The organism is Mesorhizobium sp. ESP-6-4, from assembly GCF_020164735.1.
Classification (GTDB): domain Bacteria; phylum Pseudomonadota; class Alphaproteobacteria; order Rhizobiales; family Rhizobiaceae; genus Mesorhizobium.
Map to the genome: position 1 here is coordinate 1 of NZ_JAIUGS010000035.1, position 14,712 is coordinate 14,712.

The 14,712-nt window shown below is 63.1% G+C and carries 19 protein-coding genes; 13 read left to right on the forward strand and 6 right to left on the reverse strand.

The annotated features are described in order from the left end of the window. From LB523_RS29005 to hslV, 6 genes are all read right to left on the reverse strand, one after another. Nucleotides 1-89: GIY-YIG nuclease family protein (locus LB523_RS29005; RefSeq protein ID WP_224609604.1), on the reverse strand; the 89-nt coding region annotated here is incomplete at its 3' end. Between the two features lie 173 nt (nt 90-262). After that, complete coding sequence (locus LB523_RS29010; protein WP_095768019.1) at nt 263-1,222, reverse strand: DUF1402 family protein; 960 nt, start codon at nt 1,220-1,222, stop codon at nt 263-265. 217 nt (nt 1,223-1,439) lie between these two features. Next, entirely contained in the window at nt 1,440-2,750 is a 1,311-nt protein-coding gene (gene hslU / locus LB523_RS29015) for an ATP-dependent protease ATPase subunit HslU (protein WP_224525955.1), read from the reverse strand. A gap of 5 nt (nt 2,751-2,755) precedes the next feature. Further along, nucleotides 2,756-3,355, reverse strand: a complete 600-nt coding sequence (locus LB523_RS29020; protein WP_224546351.1) for a DUF2585 domain-containing protein — start codon at nt 3,353-3,355, stop codon at nt 2,756-2,758. 4 nt (nt 3,356-3,359) lie between these two features. Next, on the reverse strand, nt 3,360-3,884 hold the full coding sequence (locus LB523_RS29025; RefSeq protein WP_224609577.1) for a GNAT family N-acetyltransferase: 525 nt from the start codon (nt 3,882-3,884) through the stop codon (nt 3,360-3,362). Nucleotides 3,885-3,929: 45 nt separating this feature from the next. After that, nucleotides 3,930-4,481 (reverse strand): ATP-dependent protease subunit HslV, encoded by a 552-nt coding sequence (gene hslV, locus LB523_RS29030; RefSeq protein WP_095768016.1) that lies wholly within the window; start codon nt 4,479-4,481, stop codon nt 3,930-3,932. A 215-nt stretch (nt 4,482-4,696) separates the two neighbouring features. Between hslV and hisB the strand changes: the two genes are divergently transcribed. The 13 genes from hisB (at nt 4,697) to LB523_RS29095 (ending at nt 14,218) form a co-directional block, all read left to right on the forward strand. Beyond that, nucleotides 4,697-5,293, forward strand: coding sequence for an imidazoleglycerol-phosphate dehydratase HisB (gene hisB, locus LB523_RS29035; protein ID WP_140843544.1), 597 nt, complete (start codon nt 4,697-4,699; stop codon nt 5,291-5,293). 4 nt (nt 5,294-5,297) lie between these two features. Continuing rightward, nucleotides 5,298-5,768, forward strand: a complete 471-nt coding sequence (locus LB523_RS29040; RefSeq protein ID WP_224546346.1) for a DUF2628 domain-containing protein — start codon at nt 5,298-5,300, stop codon at nt 5,766-5,768. Between the two features lies 1 nt (nt 5,769). After that, on the forward strand, nt 5,770-6,420 hold the full coding sequence (gene hisH / locus LB523_RS29045) for an imidazole glycerol phosphate synthase subunit HisH (protein ID WP_224609580.1): 651 nt from the start codon (nt 5,770-5,772) through the stop codon (nt 6,418-6,420). A gap of 2 nt (nt 6,421-6,422) precedes the next feature. Continuing rightward, nucleotides 6,423-6,713, forward strand: a complete 291-nt coding sequence (locus LB523_RS29050; RefSeq protein WP_224609583.1) for a DUF1330 domain-containing protein — start codon at nt 6,423-6,425, stop codon at nt 6,711-6,713. A gap of 3 nt (nt 6,714-6,716) precedes the next feature. Beyond that, nucleotides 6,717-7,463, forward strand: a complete 747-nt coding sequence (gene hisA / locus LB523_RS29055; protein WP_224609586.1) for a 1-(5-phosphoribosyl)-5-[(5-phosphoribosylamino)methylideneamino]imidazole-4-carboxamide isomerase — start codon at nt 6,717-6,719, stop codon at nt 7,461-7,463. Next, entirely contained in the window at nt 7,460-8,299 is an 840-nt protein-coding gene (locus LB523_RS29060) for an arginase family protein (protein WP_224609589.1), read from the forward strand. The genes hisA and LB523_RS29060 overlap by 4 nt, the downstream gene beginning before the upstream one ends. Continuing rightward, on the forward strand, nt 8,299-9,090 hold the full coding sequence (hisF, locus tag LB523_RS29065) for an imidazole glycerol phosphate synthase subunit HisF (protein WP_224609592.1): 792 nt from the start codon (nt 8,299-8,301) through the stop codon (nt 9,088-9,090). Before LB523_RS29060 ends, hisF begins: the two co-directional genes overlap by 1 nt. A gap of 9 nt (nt 9,091-9,099) precedes the next feature. Beyond that, complete coding sequence (locus tag LB523_RS29070) at nt 9,100-9,423, forward strand: phosphoribosyl-ATP diphosphatase (protein ID WP_095768008.1); 324 nt, start codon at nt 9,100-9,102, stop codon at nt 9,421-9,423. 72 nt (nt 9,424-9,495) lie between these two features. Then, complete coding sequence (gene coaA, locus LB523_RS29075) at nt 9,496-10,455, forward strand: type I pantothenate kinase (protein ID WP_140843531.1); 960 nt, start codon at nt 9,496-9,498, stop codon at nt 10,453-10,455. Between the two features lie 73 nt (nt 10,456-10,528). Beyond that, entirely contained in the window at nt 10,529-10,702 is a 174-nt protein-coding gene (locus LB523_RS29080; protein ID WP_224609595.1) for a hypothetical protein, read from the forward strand. A 5-nt stretch (nt 10,703-10,707) separates the two neighbouring features. Next, complete coding sequence (locus tag LB523_RS29085) at nt 10,708-10,950, forward strand: GtrA family protein (protein ID WP_263493218.1); 243 nt, start codon at nt 10,708-10,710, stop codon at nt 10,948-10,950. Continuing rightward, nucleotides 10,947-12,491, forward strand: a complete 1,545-nt coding sequence (locus tag LB523_RS29090) for a hypothetical protein (RefSeq protein WP_224609599.1) — start codon at nt 10,947-10,949, stop codon at nt 12,489-12,491. The genes LB523_RS29085 and LB523_RS29090 overlap by 4 nt, the downstream gene beginning before the upstream one ends. A gap of 227 nt (nt 12,492-12,718) precedes the next feature. Then, a complete protein-coding gene (locus LB523_RS29095; RefSeq protein WP_224609601.1) occupies nt 12,719-14,218 on the forward strand; it encodes a hypothetical protein in 1,500 nt (499 codons plus the stop codon). The last annotated feature ends 494 nt before the right edge of the window (nt 14,219-14,712 follow it).

Consider the following 14,712-nt stretch of genomic DNA (forward strand, 5'->3'; position numbering starts at 1 on the left):
TCCGACATCCGACGCGCCAGGTCGTTGGTGACACCGATATAGATCGTGCCGCCTTTCTGGCTTGCGGTCATGTAGACATAGCCGGTCATCTGGCGATCTTAGCTGGCGCCGTTATCGGCGGCTATTCTGGACCGCTGCATTCTCCGGCCAATGTCACGGCATGGATTCTAGGGTCTGCGCGCGTCGCTTCGCTCCTTGCTCCGCCCTAGAATGACGAAAGGATGGGGTCGCGGGTCTTGAGGGGCAGCGCGAATGTGACGCCCTAAAACAGCGCCTTCAGCTCATCCAGCTTGTCGTTGACCAGCCAGCCGTAATAATTTTCTTCGGGCAGCTTTTCCGGTTCGCCGGCGGCGCGGCGCTTGTCGTTCTCGGCCTTCAGAGCATAAGCGCGCTCTTCGGGGTTGCCGACATTATAGAGCGTGGCGGTGAGGCCCGGATTTTTCGAGATGTCGAAGCCGGCGATGCCGCGGTAAGCGTCGATGGACTTCCTGATGGTCGCGGCCACGTAAGGCAGCGTCAGGTCCGGGTCCATGATGGTCTTATAGACCGCGTTGGGATCGCCGACGTCGAGCCTGGGCAGGCCCGAGACCTTGTGCACGAGGTCGCTCATCTGCAACGCGGTCAGCGGGTTCAACTGGCCGAGGCCGAAGGTCTGGCCGGCATAATAAGGCTGGAAGAAGGTGGCGCCGAAGCGATCGTTGGGGAAATCCTCGCCGCCGACGCTCTTGCCGCGGAAGGCGCGGTTCCACACCTGCTCGCGGCATTCCCAAAGGTCATAGCTGTCGTCCATGCCGGCGCATTTCTCGAATTCCGGCCGATGGATGAAATCCGAAACGTCCTCGCCGTGATAGGCGAAAGAGAGCTTGCTCGACAAATAGGAGATCGCCTTCACGTAATAGGTCTGCAGACGGTCGTACGCGTCGACATTGTAGGTATGCTCGCCGACGATGGCGCCGACGATATGCATGGGATCGATACCGTAGGCTGCTGCCGCCTTCCTGATCTTGCCGCGCAGCTCGGCATCGTTCTGCAACAGCGCGTAGACCTTGCGGTACTTGGCCTGGAAGGTGGTGTTTGTGGCCTGAGTGCGCCGGCTGGAGGCGCCTGGAATATCCGGCTGCACGCTGTTGCGGTTGCCCGGGGGCACGATGGTCGCGGCATCGGCGGTTGCCACCGCCGCCGCCAAGGCCATGCCGAGAAAAAGCAGGATAAGTTTCTTCATACGCCGCCGCCTTCGAATGCGCGGCAAACTAGGTAAAGCGCTTGGCAGAGTCGAGAGAAGGCTTCGAGCTGTTAGCGAAAATGGTGGCCAGATGCTTCCATTTGGCCACACTTTGGATTGGAAGGGCGTTTCAGGCCGGCCTGAGCCGGCCCGAAATCGGGGCATTGGGCGGGCGTTTCAGGCCGGCTCGAAGGCCAGCCCGAAACCCAGATAGAGCTTAAAGAATAAACCGCGACAGGTCGGTGTTTCTGGACAGGTCGCCGACATGCTTCTCGACATAGGCGGCGTCGATGGTGACCGCCGTGCCGTGGCGGTCGGGCGCGTCGTAGGAAATCTCGTCCAGCACACGCTCCATCACCGTCTGCAGGCGCCGGGCGCCGATATTCTCGACGCTGGCGTTGAGGTCGACGGCGATGCCGGCGAGCGAATCGATGGCGTCGTCGGTGAAGGTCAGCTCGACGCCTTCGGTCTTCATCAGCGCGATATACTGCTTGATGAGGCTAGCCTCAGTCTCGGTGAGGATGCGGATGAAATCCGCCTTCTCCAGCGCGCGCAGCTCGACACGGATCGGCAGGCGGCCCTGCAGCTCGGGCAGCAGGTCGGACGGTTTGGAGACATGGAAGGCGCCCGAAGCGATGAACAATATATGGTCGGTCTTGATCGGCCCATATTTGGTCGCGACGGTGGTGCCTTCGACCAGCGGCAGCAGGTCGCGCTGCACGCCTTCGCGCGACGGGCCGCCCGAAATGTCGCTCCTGGCGGCGATCTTGTCGATCTCGTCGAGGAAGACGATGCCGTCATTCTCGGCCGATTCCAGCGCCCTGCGCACCACCTCGTCCTGGTCGAGCAGCTTGTCGGACTCGTCGTTGACCAGCACCGCGTAGGAATCGCGCACCGTGGTCTTGCGGGTCTTGGTCCTGCGGCCGCCCATAGCCTTCGACAGCATGTCGTTGATGTTGAGCACGCCGACATTGGCGCCCGGCATGCCGGGGATCTCGAAACCGGGCATGCCGCCGGTGCCGGTGTCGGCCACCTCGATCTCGATCTCCTTGTCGTCGAGCTCGCCGTCGCGCAGCTTCTTGCGGAAGGAGTCGCGGGTCGCCGGGCTCGCCGTCTTGCCGACCAGCGCTTCCAGGACGCGTTCCTCGGCGTTGATCTGGGCGCGCGCGGCGACGTCCTCGCGCATCTTCTCGCGCGTCAGGCCGATGGCGACCTCGACGAGATCGCGCACGATCTGCTCAACATCGCGGCCGACATAACCGACCTCGGTGAATTTCGTGGCCTCGACCTTGACGAAGGGCGCGCCGGCGAGCCGCGCCAGGCGCCGCGAGATCTCGGTCTTGCCGACCCCGGTCGGGCCGATCATCAGGATGTTCTTCGGCATCACCTCTTCGCGCATCTGGCCTTCCAGCTGCTGGCGGCGCCAGCGGTTGCGCAAGGCAATGGCCACGGCGCGCTTGGCGTCCTTCTGGCCGATGATGAAGCGATCGAGTTCCGAAACGATTTCGCGGGGAGAAAAGGTGCTCATATTACTCAAATTCCACTTTGCCACTGCCTGATAAACTCGAACGGATGCAGCAGCATGATCACGTTGAGCGTCAGATTGTCCCGGATGATGTAACCCGTGCCGAACTCGAAGATGAGCGCCAGGGCCACGACCACCCATATAGGTAGCTTTCGCGCCATCACAAATCCCAGCGCCATGAACAGCGTGTCGGACACCGAGTTGATGATCGAGTCGCCGTAATAGTTGAGCGAGATGGTGCCGGCGCGGTAGCGGTCAATGATGAAGGGGCTGTTTTCCAGGATCTCCCAGCCGCCTTCGATGAGGACGGCGAAGGCGAGCCTTAAGCCCACTGGCGAGCGCGGGAACAGCGCCCAGGCCAGCGCATAGAACAGGAAGCCGTGGATGATGTGCGAGAAGGTGTACCAGTCGGCGATGTGCTGCGAATTCTCCGAACTGTTGACCACGCCATGCCAGAGCTTGACGTAGCCGCAGGTGCAGATCGGCGGATGGCCCATGCCGTACAAGGCGCCTGCCTGGAATATGATAAAGGCGAGCACGAGCAGCAGGCCCATGCGCCAGCTGTCTTCATAGGCCGAAAGCGTCTTGTCCCCTCCGGATGCGGTCATTCAATCAGTCCCCCAGATTTTCATCGTCGTCGGCCGCATCGACGGCCATCAGCACGACGTCCCCATATTGCGAATGCCTGCGGCCGATCGGCCTGAAGCCGGCCTTCTCATAGGCGCGGATGGCGCGGCCATTGTCGGGATGCGGATCGATGATGACGCGCGGCGCGCCTTCCTCCAAAAGCTCCTCGACGAACTGGCGCACGATGGCCGAGCCATGACCGATCCCGACCAGCTCCGGCGGGCCGATCGTGAGGTCGATGCCCAGCGTGCCGAAGGGCTGGTCGGCATAGGGATGGTCGTCCTCCATATGCGGATCATAGCTCTGCAGATAGGCGATTGGCCTGCCGTCGAGCTCGACGATCAGCGGCTCCACCGAGACCGAGGAGATATGCTCGCGGATCTCGGCGATTTCCTTTTCCGGATCGTCCCACCACGCGGCGACATGCGGCTCGCGCAGCCAGCCGGCGATCATCGGCAGGTCTTTTTCCGTGACCGGCCGAAAATCATAGCTATCTTCCTGTTCGACCATGATCTTGTCCGAAAACCGGCGGCCACCCTTCGGGATCATGGTCGTTCAAGCGGCATCGAGCGTTTCGACGACAAAATTGTTGTTGGTGTAGACGCAGATGTCGGACGCGATCTGCATGGCCTTGCGGGCGATCTCCTCGGCATCCTTGTCGGTGTCGATCAGCGCGCGTGCCGCGGCCAGCGCGTAATTGCCGCCGGAGCCGATGGCCATGACGCCATGCTCGGGCTCCAGCACGTCGCCATTGCCGGTCAGCGCCAGCGAGACCGATTTGTCGGCGACCAGCATCATGGCCTCCAGCCGGCGCAGATAGCGATCGGTGCGCCAATCCTTGGCGAGCTCGACGCAGGCGCGCGTCAGCTGGTCCGGATATTGCTCCAGCTTGGCTTCGAGCCGCTCGAGCAGGGTGAAGGCGTCGGCGGTAGCGCCGGCGAAGCCGGCAATGACGCTGCCGTCCTTGCCGATGCGGCGCACCTTGCGGGCGTTGCCCTTCATGATCGTCTGGCCGAGGCTGACCTGGCCGTCGCCGGCGATCACGACCTTGTTGCCTTTGCGCACGCTGATGATGGTCGTGGCGTGCATGGTGAGTTCATTGGACATTTGAGCTCCGATGCGCGCTATCCCTTGAAAAGGCGATTGGCGCGGTACGAGTGAGTTTGATCGGCCATATGTATGCATAGGGCCAACGATTGCAAACTACCTCAGGCCGAGCCGATAGCGGCCGGAATGGCAACTGGCAATCGCCGGATCATGCTGATAGAAGGCTCTCGTTTTCAAGCCCTGGCGCCGCCAAGCAGGGCAACAAGGACAAAGCGATGACGCGTTCGGCCGAAGTCAGCCGCAAGACCAAGGAAACCGAGATTTCGGTCTCCGTCGATGTCGACGGCAAAGGAAAATCCGACATTTCGACCGGCGTCGGCTTCTTCGACCATATGCTCGACCAGCTGTCGCGGCATTCGCTGATCGACATGACGGTCAAGGCCAAGGGCGACCTGCATATCGACGACCACCACACGGTCGAGGACACCGGCATCGCGATCGGCCAGGCGCTGAGCAAAGCGCTGGGCGAGCGGCGCGGCATCATGCGCTATGCCTCGATCGACCTTGCCATGGACGAGACGCTGACCAGGGCGGCGATCGACGTCTCGGGCCGGCCCTTCCTGGTCTGGAATGTGGGCTTCTCGTCGCCGAAGATCGGCACGTTCGACACTGAGCTGGTGCGCGAGTTCTTCCAGGCGCTAGCGCAGAATGCCGGCATCACGCTGCATGTGACCAACCATTACGGCGCCAACAACCATCATATCGCCGAAACCTGCTTCAAGGCGGTGGCGCGGGCGTTGCGCGCAGCGCTGGAGCCCGATCCGCGCCAGCCCGACGCGGTGCCTTCCACCAAGGGATCCCTGAAAGGATAGCCCTATGGCGATCTATGTCGTGATGGCGCCGCCGGCCGGCAACAAAGCCGAGGACGCAATTTTCGTGCGCGACAGCTTCACCTGGCTGGGTTTCCTGGTCGCGCCGCTCTGGCTCGCCTGGCACCGGATGTGGATCGAGGCGGCTCTTACCTTCATCGTCATGGCGATCCTGTCGGTGGCCGGCGAGAGGCTCGGGCTCGAAGGGGCCGGATCGCTGCTGTCGCTGCTGGTCTCCCTCTATGTCGGCTTCGAAGGCCAGGGCCTGCGCATCGCCTCGCTGCGGCGGCGCGGCTGGCGCGAATGGGGCGTGATCGAGGCCGGCAATCTCGGCGATGCCGAGACGCGCCATGCGCTGGAAACCGGCGAGGAGAGCGAGGAGCAGCCTCTGCCGCGCATCGTGCCGGATGCATCGCAGGCACGTCCGCCGCAGACAGGCATGGCGCTCGGCCTGACCCATACGCCTGGAAGGCCCTGACATGCGGGTGGCAATCATCGACTACGGCTCGGGCAATCTGCGCTCGGCCACCAAGGCCTTCGAGCGCGCCGCGCATGAAGCGGGCCTTGCCGCGACGATCGAGCTGACGGCCGACGCCGAGCGCGTGCGTTCCGCCGACCGCATCGTGCTGCCGGGCGTCGGCGCCTATGCCGACTGCGCCGCCGGCCTGCATGCGGTGGCAGGCATGTGGGAGGCGGTGGAAGAGGCCGCGCTTCGTAAAGGGCGGCCTTTCCTCGGTATCTGCGTCGGCATGCAGCTGATGTCGCAACGCGGCCTCGAAAAGACCATCACCCAAGGTCTTGGCTGGATCGCGGGCGACGTCAAGGAGATCCAACCCTCCGATCCGGCGCTGAAAATCCCGCAGATCGGCTGGAACACGATCGAACTCCAACGCAAACACCCACTGTTTTCCGGAATCGAGACCGGCCCGAAGGGGCTGCACGCCTATTTCGTCCATTCCTATCATCTGGACGCGAAGAATTCCGGCGAAGTGCTGGCGACGACCGATTATGGCGGCGCGGTGACGGCGGCCGTCGCCCGCGACAACCTTGCCGGCACGCAGTTCCATCCCGAGAAGAGCCAGGCGCTCGGCCTGGCCTTGATCACCAATTTCCTGAAGTGGAGGCCCTGACAATGAGCAAGAAGGGCTATTGGATGGCGATGATCGATGTCCGCGATCCGGACGTCTACAAGCAGTATATCGACGCGAATGCCGTCGCCTTCGCGAAATACGGCGCAAAGTTCCCGGTCCGCGCGGGACGCTACGAGAGTCCGGAAGGGCCGACCGGCAACCGTCACGTGCTGGTCGAGTTCGAGTCCTACGACAAGGCGCTCGAATGCTATCATTCGCCTGAATATCAGCATGCCTCGAAGTTCCGGCTCGCCGCCTCGACCGGCCATTTCGTCATCGTCGAGGGCGCCTGACCGATGATCCTGTTTCCCGCCATCGACCTCAAGGACGGAAAGTGCGTGCGCCTGAAGCATGGCGACATGGCCACCGCCACCATCTACAACGACGATCCCGCCGCGCAGGCCAGGGCCTTCGAGGAGCAGGGCTTCGAGTGGCTGCATGTCGTCGACCTCAACGGCGCCTTCAAGGGCCAAAGCGTCAATTCGGCGGCGGTCGGCGCCATTCTGAAGGCGACGAAGAACCCGGTGCAGCTCGGCGGCGGCATCCGCACCTTGCCGCAGATCGAGGATTGGCTGGATCGCGGCCTGACGCGCGTTATCCTCGGCACCGTGGCGGTGCGCGAACCCGACCTGGTGAAGGAGGCCTGCAAGGCCTTTCCCGGGAAAATAGCCGTCGGCATCGACGCCAAGGGCGGCAAGGTCGCGGTCGAAGGCTGGGCCGAGGCCTCCGAGCTCGGCGTCATCGAGCTGGCCAAGAAATTCGAGGGCGCCGGCGTCGCCGCCATCATCTACACCGACATCGACCGCGACGGCGTGCTGACCGGCATCAACTGGGATTCGACCATCGACCTCGCCGAGGCCGTGTCGATTCCGGTGATCGCCTCCGGCGGCCTCGCCTCGATCGCCGACATCGTGCGCATGACCATGCCCGACGCGCAAAAACTCGAAGGCGCGATCTCCGGCCGCGCCCTGTATGACGGACGTATCGACCCAGCCGAGGCGCTGGCGATCCTGCGCGGCGAGCGGACGGGGGCAAGAGCGTGAACATTTCGATCATTCTGGCCTCCTATGACAGCGGCCATTTCCACGGCGGCTGCGGCCAGGGCCCGGACGCGCTGATTTCGGGCGGGCTGGCCGAGGCGCTGAAGCTCGCCGGCCACGATGTCGAGGTGAGCGACATCGGCAAGGTGGTCGAGGACGAAGCCGAGCGCGAGATCGGTACCGGATTTTCCGTCTGCAACGCCGTTTCAGGCGAAGTCCGCATGGCGCTGGACAGGAAGCGGTTTCCGATCGTGCTGGCCGGCAACTGCCTGACCGCCGCCGGCGCCGTGGCCGGTGCCGGTGCCGACGCCATCATCTGGGCCGACCAGCATGGCGACCTCAACACGCCGGAAACCACCACAACGGGCTTTCTCGACGGCATGGCGCTGGCCGCCGTGCTGGGCCTGTGCTGGCGATCGATAGCGGCGCAGATTCCGGGCTTCAAGCCGGTCGATCCGTCGCGCTGCGTTCTGGTCAACGCGCGCGACCTCGACAGCGCGGAACAGGAACTGCTGGAAAAGCTGCCGATCATCCGGACCGAATGCCCGGACTGGAAGAGCGCGGCGCAAAGGCTGAAGGCCGACGGCGCACGCCAGGTCCACATGCATGTCGACCTTGACGTGCATGACCCCGAGAAGCTGCAGGCCAATCGCTACACCACGCCCGGCGGTCCGGCGCCCGAGCAGCTGCGCACCGCCATGTGCGGCCTCGCCGGGCCGCTCGCCATCGCCGGGCTTACCATCTCCGCCTACGATCCGGCCTTCGATCCCAAGGGCGACGTGCCGCCGCTGGTCGGCGCGCTGGTGGTCGACCTGCTCTCGACGCTGGAGCGCAAGTGATGCTCAAGGCCCGCGTCATCCCCTGCCTCGACGTCAAGAACGGCCGCGTGGTCAAGGGCGTCAACTTCGTCGACCTCGTCGATGCCGGCGACCCGGTCGAGGCCGCCAAGGCTTATGATGCCGCCGGCGCCGACGAGCTCTGCTTCCTCGACATCACCGCCTCGTCCGACAATCGCGAGACGATCTTCGACGTGGTTGCCCGAACGGCCGAGCAGTGCTTCATGCCGCTCACCGTCGGCGGAGGCGTGCGCCAGGTGGCCGACATCCGCAAGCTGCTCCTGGCCGGCGCCGACAAGGTGTCGATCAACACGGCGGCGGTGAAGAACCCGGATTTCGTCGCGGAAGCCGCCGATAAATTCGGCAACCAGTGCATCGTCGTGGCGATCGACGCCAAGAAGGTATCGACGCAAGGCGAGACCGACCGCTGGGAGATCTTTACCCATGGCGGACGCGAGAAGACCGGCATCGACGCGGTCGAATTCGCGCAGCGCATGGTCGAACGCGGCGCCGGCGAGATCCTTTTGACCTCGATGGACCGCGACGGCACCAAGGCCGGTTACGACATCGCGCTCACCCGGGTGATTGCCGACGCGGTGCGTGTGCCGGTGATCGCTTCCGGCGGCGTCGGAACGCTCGATCACCTGGTCGAAGGCATCCGCGACGGCCATGCGGGCGCGGTGCTTGCCGCCTCGATCTTCCATTTCGGCACCTACACCATCGCCGAAGCCAAGGCGCAGATGGCCAGGGCCGGCCTGCCGATGCGGCTGGACTCGGCCGCCCATCGGACTTAAACCGCTGCTATGGCTCAATTTTCGCTCGCCGAGCTGGAAACGATCATCCATCAGCGCGCCCATTCCGGCGACGCCGACTCGTGGACGGCGAAGCTGTTCGCCAAAGGCATCGACAAGGCGGCGCAGAAGCTCGGCGAGGAAGCCGTCGAGACGGTGATTGCCGCCGTCAAGGGGGACAAGAAAGCCGTCGTTTCGGAAAGCGCCGATCTTATATATCATTGGCTGGTCGTCCTTGGCATCGCGGGCATTCCGCTTGACGAGGTGCTGAAGGAGCTTGAGGGCCGAACCAGCCGCTCGGGTACCGCCGAAAAGGCGTCCCGGCCCCAGGGCTGATCGAAAGAGAGAGCATGATGTCGCCCGGCTTCGCACTTTTCGGCGGCACGCTCTAGGAGGGCAGGAAACCCGATGGACCAGCTGGCTCCGACCGAGAAGTATTCCCCCTATCGATTCTTCTCCGCCGAGCAATGGTCGCAGTTTCGGGCCGACACGCCGCTGACGCTGACCGGGGACGAGATCGACCGGCTGCGCTCGCTCAACGACCCGGTCGACCTCGAAGAGGTCAAGCGCATCTACCTCTCGCTGTCCCGGCTGCTTTCGGCCCATGTCGAGGCGAGCCAACTGCTGTTCCGGCAGCGCCAGGCCTTTTTCAACGCGCAGGACGTCGTCAAGACACCCTTCATCATCGGCATTGCCGGCTCGGTCGCGGTCGGCAAGTCGACCACGGCGCGCGTGCTGAAGGAACTTCTGGCGCGCTGGCCGTCGAGCCCGAAAGTCGACCTCATCACCACCGACGGCTTCCTCTTGCCCAACGAGATTCTGCGCCGCGAGAACCTGATGGAGCGCAAGGGGTTTCCCGAGAGCTACGACGTCGGCGCGCTGCTCAGGTTCCTGTCCGGCATCAAGTCGGCGCAAAGCAGCGTCCGGGCGCCGGTCTATTCGCACCTGACCTACGACGTGATTCCCGGCGAGTTTGTCACCATCGACCGGCCGGACATACTGATCTTCGAAGGCATCAACGTGCTGCAGCCGGGCAAGCTGCCGAAGGATGGCAAGATCGTGCCGTTCCTGTCCGACTTCTTCGATTTCGCCATCTATATCGATGCCGACGAGAAGCTGATCCATCAATGGTACATCCAGCGTTTCATGCGGCTGCGCGAAACCGCCTTCCGCAATCCGGATTCCTTCTTCCACCGCTATTCGCAGCTCTCCGAGGATGCCGCGCGGGCCATCGCCGAGGGGCTGTGGGCCAACATCAACCTGAAGAACCTGCGCGAGAACATCCTGCCGACCAGGGCGCGGGCCGACCTCATCCTGCGCAAGGGCACCAACCACCTGATCGAGGAAGTGGCGTTAAGGAAATTGTGACCCCTTAACGGCGCCTTAGGCAATCCCGACTAGCGTTGCCAGCTAAACTCCAACGGGTGTCGGGAGGCAACCGGTGATCAACGCGGGCAATGCCGCGGGACGCGAGCCCCCGGTCTATTCACTGGTCATTCCGGGCTTCAATGCAGAGGCGGCGCTGCCGCTACTTGTCCGGCGGGATGAGCCTAACTCGACAAGCTCGACGCCAGCGCTGGAGCAGCGTTTTCCTATTGCGGGCATCGCTGCGTGACGTTCATGCCTGACGGTGCGCTTGGCATCGAAATCTTCCGCTTCGCCTGTGCAACCGGGGCCGGATTCCTCCTCTCCGTTGGGCTGGCCGCAATTCTCACCGATCTCGCCGGGTACCTGTCGTCGGTGCCGGTGGCGCTGGCTTCCATTCTAGTGCCGGTTCTGAACTTCGCAGTCTTACGCAAGTTTGTCTTCGGCGCTCCCATGGGCGCCAACGGCCCCCTCTGCCCCGAAGGAGAGAGCCGATGACCGCCGTGCTCGACAGACCGACAGCAGACGCGCCTATCGGCGAAGCGCGCAGGGCATGGACCGTGACACTTTGCCTGCTGGTCCTGGCGGCCGCCATTCCATGGCAGATGCGATGGGGCGTCATACCAGACACAAGTTGGGTGATCACGCTGTGCGAGAAGATGCTTGCCGGATCACGGCTCTATGTCGACGTGTTCGAAGTCAATCCGCCTTTCACGCCTTGGATGTTCATGCCGGTCGTGGCACTGGCGCACAAGGTCGGCATGTCGCCGGAGGTGGCGGTTCATGCCTACAGCTATGCGATTTGCCTGGCAGGATTGGGGTTTGCCGGGCTGATCGCCAGACAGGCCGGTCTTGCCGAGAACCGCGCGCTGTTTCAAATGTTGCCGCTGTTCCTGGCCCTGCTTGTCATCTTCCCGGGCAATGCTTTCACCGAAAGGGAGCAACTGGGGATCGCGTTGTTTTTGCCGATGCTGGTGCTGACGGCGTGGCGCGCGGCGCCTATCGAAGGACGCGTGCCGAGTATCCTGACGGCGGTTCTTGCCGGGCTTAGCGGCAGCGTGCTGGTTCTGGTGAAGCCCTACTATGCACTGGTCGTGCTCGTTCCGGCGTTATACGCGGCCTGGAGCCGCCGGTCGATCCGGATGCTTTTCGCCGTCGAGAACTGGGCGATCGGCCTGGTCTGCGTCGCCTATGTCGTTGCCGTCCAGTATTTCTATCCGGAATTCCTGAGCGTCGTCTATCCGATGCTGGCCGACACCTATATGCGGATGCAGAAGATGCAGGCGCTGCTGGAGATCTATGTGCCGATCTATGTGGTCGCTCTTGCCGCGCTATATCTTCTTAGACCGGGATTGCCTTTGTCGCCACTGGTCACCGTGTTCACGCTTGCTTCGCTGGCTGCGACCGTGCCGCTGATCTACCAGGCAAAAGGCTGGCCCTATCACGCGTTTCCGGCCTTCAGTCTGATTCTGGCGGCCCTCCTGCTGAGGATGGCGCAAGCTGCCCCGGCGACATACAAGTCGCCGGGCACGGCAATGGAACTGGTGCTCAAGGTGCTGCTGGCTGTCATCATTGCCGCCGCCGCCATCCCGTTCATGCAGACACAGAAGCTCAGTGCAGAGTTTGTCGCCAAGCTTAAGGCCGCTGCTCCTCAGCCGACCGTCGCGCTAGTCGGCGCCGACATCTCGGGAGGCCATCCTCTTACCCGCATGCTCGGCGGGACATGGATTTCACGCCATTGCAACGACTGGCTGGGTGAATCAGCGCGTTATCTTTCGGGCATCGCAAGCCGGAACGGCGACCAGGAGGCGGCGTCCCACTACCGGCAGATCGCCGATCGCTACATCGAGAGCAAGATCGCCGAACTCGAGACCCAGAAGCCTGCCATAATAATCGTCGAGAAAAAGGACAGGGACTGGAATGCGGAGCTTGCCCAGTGGCAAGACTACACCAACTTCCTGCGACGCTATCAGCAGATTGCCGAGGATGACGAAGTGCAGGTGTTGCTGCGCAATCCAGGAACTGCCCAGGCAGAGTGATCCGCAGCCGTCCTTTCGGGAGAGGTCGCGAGGAAATTTTGAACGGTGGCTGCCGGTTAAAGCGCGCTTAACTGCCGGTCCGTTAGAAACTAAGCCACAAACGCTGTACTGCTATTGAGGCTCCCGGCATGGATGCGCCATTGGTTGCTTCAGGCGAGCAGGCCGATCTGCGGCCCCGTCAGGCCGGAACTGCATTTCGCCTTGGTCTGCCGGCTGCCGCAACATTGTTGATCGCTCTCTATGCGATCGTCGTCTCCCGCCTCTTGCCGGGCAATGTCGACGTATCGTGGCTGCTGACCGTCGGCGACCGCGTGCTGAGCGGCGAACGCCTTTATGTCGACGTCGCCGAGGCCAATCCGCCCTTTTCCACCTGGCTCTATCTGCCATTCCTGATTCTTGAGCGGTTGACCGGGTTTTCGGCGGAGCTCTGGGTGGGGCTCGGCATGGTAGTGCTGGCAATCGGTTCGGTCTGGCTTTCAGCTCGAATCCTCGTACGTGCCGACCAAACGCTGACGCGATTCGTCTGGGCAGTTCCGGTCCTGGTGTTTCTTCTGCTTGCGCTGTCGCCGGCGGATTTCGGCCAGCGCGAACAAACCGCAGTCATCTGCCTTTTGCCTTGGCTGGCGCTGCTTGCGGCACGCGACCGGACAGCGGATTTCCGCGCCGGCAGCACGGCCGAGCGGCTTGCCGCCGGGATTGGCGCCGCGATTTTCGTCATGATCAAACCGCCCTTCAGCGTGCTGGCGCTGGCTGCGCCGGTGCTGGTCCTTGCCGCGCAGCGACGCTCGGCGCGGCCTCTGCTGACGACCGAGAATGTGTTCGGCGCTGTTTTGACCGTCGCCTATCTGGTCGTGCTTGTGGTTTTCATGCAGCCCTTCTTCACCGATGTCCTGCCTTTGCTGCGCGAGGTCTATCTGCCGATGCGCTTGCCGGTCGTCGACATGTTGATGCTCTTGCCGGTGAAGATTTTCGTGGCCATGGCCGCGGCAACGTTGGCCATGGCCTACCCTGACCGGCCCGATCGCGATGCGAAGATTCTGCTGCTGGCAGGTGTTGGCTATGTCCCTGGGTTTGTCGTCTTGGGCAAAGGCTGGACCTATCAGGCGATGCCGTTCCTGACGCTCGGCATGTTGGCCTTTGTGCTCCAGTTTATCCGCTTGCGGCCACAGCGCGACCTGCCTGTGCTGGCAAGGGCGGGTGTCGGGTTCGGTCTGCTTTTGCTCGTAACGACCGTCGCGCCACGGCAAGGCCTGGCATTCGTCGAACCGCGTGGCGATCTCGACGCGGCGACGGCCGCCATCAACCGGATCGCCGATCACCCAACCTTAATATCGATCGGCTCGGCGCTGCAGATCGGCAATCCGCTCGTCCGGATGACCGGCGCTCGCATGGTTGGGCGCCACCCGTCCGGCTGGATGGTCAATGATGCCCAGGTCCTGATCGAGTCTGGGCCGGATATCGCGACCCGCCTCAGGCTCGAAGCCTTGCGCGCGGATTACACGCAGGCGATCGCCAGTGAGTTGGCCACGAAACGGCCGGATATCGTTGCCGATGACGGAACCGCAGGACCGGACGTACCGATAAAGCTCCATCTGACGCAGCCGCACGCAACGGCGCCGTTGCGTGACAGCCCTTTGATCGCAAAGGCTTTGCAGGACTATCGTCTGCTCTATCAGAACGCCTCCGTAACCCTGTTCATCCGCAGCGATATCGCCGAACGCAATTAGGGCGGCACTGGCTTATCGAGATCAATTGGCGCTTAAAGGATATCTCCTTTCTGGCTGCCCTGGCGGGACTGATGCTGGCCGGCGCGGGGGTGCGCCGCCCGTTTCAGGGAAGGACCGGCGCTTCTCGCGCTTGCCCGCGCCGCCTATGCGATGCCGGTGCTGTTTCCCGGCAATGTTTCAGCGAGCGTGAGCATATCGGCGTCGTGCTTTTCCTGCCGCTGATGTCATTGATGGCGTGGTGCGCGCGGGGCGAGGTACGGGTGCGACAGCGCAACGCAGGAATTAGCCAGGCACGAGGACCCGCGACTGCCTCAAATTGACATGGCCGTCATTCTTCATACTTCCTGCGGCGAACGGAAGGCTGCGGCAAAGCCGCCGAGCCTATCGCTGCGCACGTATCTTGGAATTGTTTCAAGCTAGAGCGTTTCATCGCTTGATTGAATCGGAAGGGATTCCCGCGTCGTCTGATTTGTGATTCAAGATGCTGGCTGGAT

Coding starts and splice junctions, on each gene's coding strand:
- LB523_RS29010 (WP_095768019.1), bottom strand. CDS start 1,222: ATGAAGAAACTTATCCTGCTTTTTCTCGGCATGGCCTTGGCGGCGGCG.
- hslU (WP_224525955.1), bottom strand. CDS start 2,750: ATGAGCACCTTTTCTCCCCGCGAAATCGTTTCGGAACTCGATCGCTTC.
- LB523_RS29020 (WP_224546351.1), bottom strand. CDS start 3,355: ATGACCGCATCCGGAGGGGACAAGACGCTTTCGGCCTATGAAGACAGC.
- LB523_RS29025 (WP_224609577.1), bottom strand. CDS start 3,884: ATGGTCGAACAGGAAGATAGCTATGATTTTCGGCCGGTCACGGAAAAA.
- hslV (WP_095768016.1), bottom strand. CDS start 4,481: ATGTCCAATGAACTCACCATGCACGCCACGACCATCATCAGCGTGCGC.
- hisB (WP_140843544.1), top strand. CDS start 4,697: ATGACGCGTTCGGCCGAAGTCAGCCGCAAGACCAAGGAAACCGAGATT.
- LB523_RS29040 (WP_224546346.1), top strand. CDS start 5,298: ATGGCGATCTATGTCGTGATGGCGCCGCCGGCCGGCAACAAAGCCGAG.
- hisH (WP_224609580.1), top strand. CDS start 5,770: ATGCGGGTGGCAATCATCGACTACGGCTCGGGCAATCTGCGCTCGGCC.
- LB523_RS29050 (WP_224609583.1), top strand. CDS start 6,423: ATGAGCAAGAAGGGCTATTGGATGGCGATGATCGATGTCCGCGATCCG.
- hisA (WP_224609586.1), top strand. CDS start 6,717: ATGATCCTGTTTCCCGCCATCGACCTCAAGGACGGAAAGTGCGTGCGC.
- hisF (WP_224609592.1), top strand. CDS start 8,299: ATGCTCAAGGCCCGCGTCATCCCCTGCCTCGACGTCAAGAACGGCCGC.
- LB523_RS29070 (WP_095768008.1), top strand. CDS start 9,100: ATGGCTCAATTTTCGCTCGCCGAGCTGGAAACGATCATCCATCAGCGC.
- coaA (WP_140843531.1), top strand. CDS start 9,496: ATGGACCAGCTGGCTCCGACCGAGAAGTATTCCCCCTATCGATTCTTC.
- LB523_RS29085 (WP_263493218.1), top strand. CDS start 10,708: ATGCCTGACGGTGCGCTTGGCATCGAAATCTTCCGCTTCGCCTGTGCA.
- LB523_RS29090 (WP_224609599.1), top strand. CDS start 10,947: ATGACCGCCGTGCTCGACAGACCGACAGCAGACGCGCCTATCGGCGAA.